The sequence below is a fragment of the Ruegeria sp. BHSB064 genome, from assembly GCF_059613205.1.
The window spans coordinates 1-4,604 of record NZ_JBXWSB010000205.1; the positions used below are offsets into that span (position 1 = coordinate 1).

Sequence of the window (4,604 nt, forward strand, 5' to 3'; positions counted from 1 at the left end):
GTGCGAACCAGTACAGCGCCGCATCCGGGTCAGACCCACGCACCGATTTATGCAGGGCCGAGATCAGGTTGTAATGCTCATCGCCCGACTTGTCGTATTTCGCCGCCCGCCGCATCAGCCGCGTCGACAGCGCATCGGGATCCAGCGGCGCGTCCACTTTCCAGGCTGCGACTTGCTCGATCAGGTTCAACAACGCCCGCCCATCGCCATCGGCCATTTCCTGCAATGCATCGCGCGCAGCCGGGGTCAAAGGCAATGCGCGGTCCAGCTCTTTCTCGGCGCGCTGCGTCAGGCGTTTAAGGTCGGCAAGGCTGAGCCGTTCCAATACCAGAACCTGCGACCGGCTGAGTACAGCGGCATTCAGTTCAAATGACGGGTTTTCGGTTGTTGCGCCCACCAATAGGATGGTGCCGTCTTCCATATGGGGCAGAAACCCGTCTTGCTGCGCTTTGTTGAAACGGTGAATCTCGTCCACGAACAACAGCGTCCCCTGCTCGTTTTGACGGCGAATCTTGGCGGCCTCGAAGACCTTCTTCAGGTCCGGTACACCTGTGAAAATCGCGCTGATCTGGACAAAATGCAGATCGGTTTCCTGCGCCAAAAGCCGCGCTATAGTCGTCTTTCCTACCCCGGGCGGACCCCAGAAGATCAGACTGGACAGGCTGCCCGCCGCCAGCATCACGCCCAGCGGGGCCTCAGGCCCCAGAACCTGCTCCTGACCGATGACGTCACCCAGCGTTTGGGGTCGCAAGCGATCTGCCAAAGGGCGGTGCGGTGCATCGGCGGGTTCGGTTGGCCCGGTGTCGAACAGATCGCTCATACGTTACAGCCGGAATCGCAGGGACACGGACCGGCCCTCGCGCTGAAGACCCATCTGTACGCGGCGCCCCGGGTTCGTCATTGCGCGTTCAACATCACCAGGGCGCTGAATATCAACCGCGTTGATTGTCTCGATCACATCGCCGGGTCGTAACCCGGCCCGCGCGCCATAAGGGCCCGGATCGACGACAACAACGCCGGTCAGAGACAGTGGCAGACCCAGCTTGGTAATCACTGCAGGATTGATCCGTGACACAATCAAGCCCGGCAGAACTGTTTTATCGTCCAACGCGGTTTCCTCGGCAGCGGGCGTTTCGGGCGCTTTGATCAGGGCCACCTCGACCTCATCGCTTTGATCGCCGCGCAGCCGCGTCAGAACAGAGCTTCCCCCCACACCTGCAATAGACATGCGGAACTTCATTTCAGCGGGTGAGTTCACCTCGTCCCCGTCCACATGAGTAACCACATCGCCCACCTTCAGCCCCGCCTCGCGCAGCGGGCTGAGGTCATGCAGGTCCGAGATCACAACGCCCAGCGGAATAGCCAGCCCCAGAGATTCGGCGATATCCGCGCTCATGTGCTGACCCGACATTCCCGCCCAGGGGCTGACAAAACTGTCATTGCCTTGCTGCGCCTGTTTCAGGAACTCGGCCACCAGATTGGCGGGGATGGCAAATCCGATCCCGTTGGAACCGCCCGACCGCGTCAGGATCGACGTGTTGATCCCGATCAGATCGCCATTAACGTCGATCAATGCGCCGCCGGAATTGCCCGGGTTGATCGCCGCATCCGTCTGAATGAAATACCCGCGTCCATTGCCCGTTGCCGTTCCCGTGCGCGCCAGACCCGAGATGATGCCCGAGGACACGGTTTGCCCAACCCCAAAGGGGTTTCCGATGGCCAAAGCCAATTCGCCCACTTCGACCTGATCGGAATCCCGCAGGCTCAGAAACGGTAGATTTTCGGCCTCTTCCAAACGCAGAATCGCGATGTCGCTTTCCTCGTGGCCCAGAACAACGGTGGCCGAAAACTCGCGCCGGTCCGTGGTGACAACCCGGATCTCTGTTGCAGATCCAACCACATGATAGTTGGACACGACATAGCCGTCCTCGGACAGGATCACCCCAGAACCCAACGAGTTTTGAACACGCGGCTGTGGCGTGCCAAAGCCCCGGCCAAAGAAGTCCTGAAAGAACGGATCCGAAAAGAACGGGCTGGCCCGCCCCTGCCGCACGATCTTGGCATAGATATTCACGACCGCAGGCGAAGCTTTCTTAACGACAGGAGCAAAGCCCAGCGATATCTCGGCCTGCGACTGCGGCACACGGGTTTCAGCTGTCGCAAATGTGGAAACTGCACAGGTCAAAGCGATAAGTGTCGCGCGAAGCATGGATACCTCTACCTCAAAAGCTGCGTAGGATATGCGACTACGGGCGCGCTAATGCAAGCACCTGTCCGGCGCGCTCAATCCAGCGGCGCGTGCAGGCGGGTCCCTTTTGTAATGATCCCGCCCCGATTGCCCACTTCGATCGACCCGTAACGCTGTTTGAAAACGTCAGGCAATTCCCGATCTCCGTCGGGTGAGAGCCATAGGCGGAAAAGATGCCTGCGGTCGGCTGGGTCAGGCCAGTCCACAAACCCTGTTCGGTCATGTAACTGAGAATGGTTGTAGACAAACTGCATATCGCCGGGCTGCAACCGCATCGTCAGATATAGATCCGGGTCGTTTGCCAGGGCGTCGAACTTGTCCAACGCAGCAACATGCTCTGGGGTCAGGCGCATGGCTTCGGGAAACCGCTGCGCGCTGTCGATATACTGACGCTGATAGAACACAGTCAGCTTACCATCATGCCAGCTGAAGGGCGGAATAGTCATGAAAGGCTGCATCCCTTCCGGCACTTCACCGCGCCTGTCGGTTGCTATCGGGTCGAACAATCGCTCCAGCAGGTCCGGGCATTCGTCGCGCATCCGATTGTAGATTGCTTCGGCGCTGACCAGCAGTGAATCCCCGCCCTCTTTCGCGTCCCGAAGACACAAAAGCCCAACGATATCGGCGCTGTCTGTGTGAAAGGTCTGGCGCTCGTGGGTTTGATAAATGCGCGTGTTGGGGTCATTTGCATCCGCACCGATATCCCGGACATGACCCAAAATATGCCCCTGCGCATTCTGGGATCGCGCTGACCCCAAATGGGCGCCCACCCCGCAGAAGATCGCGGCGGCCATCTCCTGAGAATAGCTTTCGACCGGCAGGCCCCGGATCACCTCGAACCCGATACCGTTGATCAGCGTGTCTTTTAGAGTCTCAAGACGGCGGTCGAACCGGCGCAGCGGAAAATCCGCTTTGGTAATTTCGCCGATATCGCGCCCCAAGCTTAGATAATGGCGCGCGGCTTGCTCAAGGTCTGCGACATCCTCAGGGCTCACGTGCAACATCCATTCATCTTGCCGCGCGACCATGTCTCGCCCGGTCCAAACGGATGGGCCGGTGAGTTGCGCCGGTAGTTCTGCAAGCACTGCCATCTCTGCCTCCCCTCAAACTATCTTCATGTTCGTGCGTAAGAAGGCATTGTTCATCACCCGAAACCACCCGAAATCGCTTAAATGCGACACCAATCAGGTGCGTTTTTGATGGCAGGTCCGTTTCATTCCACAGGCGACCAATCAGGGCCGGGGTCATAATCCAATATACTCGCTGTACGTTCCAGCGTGTCGGGACCGAAGTCTGCCTCGTATATGATCCCGTTTTCTCCAACCAGGAACGAATGAATTCCTGTCTCGCCATACTCCGATGGAACGGCCAAAAGCGCGTGGCCCGCAACAAAATGATCGCCCACAAAGTACGAATATGCACCGCCCGGTGCACTCGAGCCCTGCCCCTGAAGAATTGTATAGTAGTATCCAAGGAAAGGTTCTGGTTCGTAGTCCTCTTCTCCGTCACTCCACCCTGATGCCACCGCCCGGGCAAGTGCCGCGCCGACAAAGCTGTCTTCCTCGGGCCAGAAAAGACCGTCCTTCACGCCCGGATCGGAAATGATGTTGCGCGCGAACTCCATCACGCCATCGCCATTATGGTCGGCCAAACGGAAAGCTGCTTGAAGATCGACATAAGCGTCAAGCAGTTCGATCACCTCCAACTCGTTCAACCCGATCTCGCGCGCTGAAACCTCTTCGATGCCGGCCTCAAGGTCGAAATGCCAGTCATCACCATCACGAGAAATCGGAATAGGAAACGGCCAGCTGTCTTCCCCTAGCAAAAGGACAACACCGTTGTCGTCCGGCTGGAAGCGATAGCCCTCGCCATACATGCCAAGCACTTCCTGTCGTCTGGCGCGGTCTTCTTCGGGGTCGCCCGTAGCAAGCAAGTCTTCGGCCTCGGTCCCAAACACGTCCAGCAAATGGTCCCGATCATCCGACTTCAGAGCACCGACAAACGCATCCAGTGCCGCCTGCGGGCTATTGAAACGGGCGCCCTCAGATGCCGCTGCGCTGGCCGTGGCCAAAAGAATGGCAGAAGAAACTATGAAATTTCGCATCTTACCTCCTCCGCTTTCCCTTGGCCGCGTGCCCGCGGTTTGACGCGCTGTGGGTTCTCTTGCCGGACGCTTTCTTTTGCATGGCTTTCCCTTTGGCAGCAGGTTTCTTTTGCTGTACCGCGGCCCTTTGGGCCTGGGGTTTCTTGGCGGCCTTCGCGTTGCTTTTCACCGGCTTCTTGACGGCACCAGAGGATTGCTTGGTTCTGTCCACAGCCTTCTGCTTCGCGGCGGCTCTGTCAGTGTCGACATTCC

Annotated in this window: 5 protein-coding genes; all 5 read right to left on the minus strand. The window is 58.5% G+C overall.

What is annotated here, in order from left to right; genetic code table 11:
• Positions 1-820: AAA family ATPase (locus AC2FNU_RS24005; protein WP_496793787.1), on the minus strand; the 820-nt coding region annotated here is incomplete at its 3' end.
• Positions 821-823: 3 nt separating this feature from the next.
• On the minus strand, positions 824-2,209 hold the full coding sequence (locus tag AC2FNU_RS24010) for a trypsin-like peptidase domain-containing protein (protein WP_496793791.1): 1,386 nt from the start codon (positions 2,207-2,209) through the stop codon (positions 824-826).
• Between the two features lie 74 nt (positions 2,210-2,283).
• Positions 2,284-3,339, minus strand: a complete 1,056-nt coding sequence (locus AC2FNU_RS24015) for a TauD/TfdA family dioxygenase (RefSeq protein WP_496793796.1) — start codon at positions 3,337-3,339, stop codon at positions 2,284-2,286.
• A gap of 122 nt (positions 3,340-3,461) precedes the next feature.
• Positions 3,462-4,352 carry a DUF2950 family protein gene (locus tag AC2FNU_RS24020; RefSeq protein ID WP_496793800.1) on the minus strand — a complete coding sequence of 297 codons (891 nt, stop codon included), beginning with the start codon at positions 4,350-4,352 and terminating at the stop codon, positions 3,462-3,464.
• A 1-nt stretch (position 4,353) separates the two neighbouring features.
• Positions 4,354-4,604: hypothetical protein (locus tag AC2FNU_RS24025; protein WP_496793804.1), on the minus strand; the 251-nt coding region annotated here is incomplete at its 5' end.